Below are 514 nucleotides of genomic sequence, written 5' to 3' on the forward strand. Positions count from 1 at the left end.
ATCCTTTTTAGAGACATTTATGTGCGCCGAAAGTGACTTCCCCTTTGGCCCTGACGCGCTTGTGTTCAAAGTAAAAGGCAAGATGTTCGCGATAATCGCGGAGCGTGGTGGTCGAGAATACGTCAGTGTTAAAGTGAAACCGGAAGATGGAGAAGTGCTAACGTCCCAGTTTACCGACATCACACCGGGCTACCACCTTAACAAACGCCATTGGGTCACAGTGTATTTCAATGGTGATGCCGAAGATGGTCTCATTCAAGACTTGTGCGAGCGCTCCTACGATTTGGTTGTAGCGAAACTGCCCAAAGCGCAACGTACATTGCTTGGACACTGAAGCCAAATAGCATTTCAGGAAAGTGTTTAGGCAATAACGAAAACCATCAATTGCTCGCTGAAAAACTCGCACCTTTTTTGAGCTCGGACTATATAAAAAGAAGTTGCGTAAAAAGGGAAGTGGTATGCGAGCACTATCTGACTGGTTAGAAGCCTACGGTGAAAGCCATCAAAACCCAAT

1 protein-coding gene is annotated in these 514 nt (G+C 46.1%); it reads left to right on the top strand.

Annotated features, from left to right (window positions below; translation table 11 throughout):
* Positions 1-334 (top strand): MmcQ/YjbR family DNA-binding protein (locus R7Q48_RS31185; RefSeq protein ID WP_318134296.1); only part of this gene is annotated, 334 nt, incomplete at its 5' end.
* Between the last annotated feature and the right edge of the window lie 180 nt (positions 335-514).

It is taken from the genome of Vibrio sp. 378 (assembly GCF_033339435.1).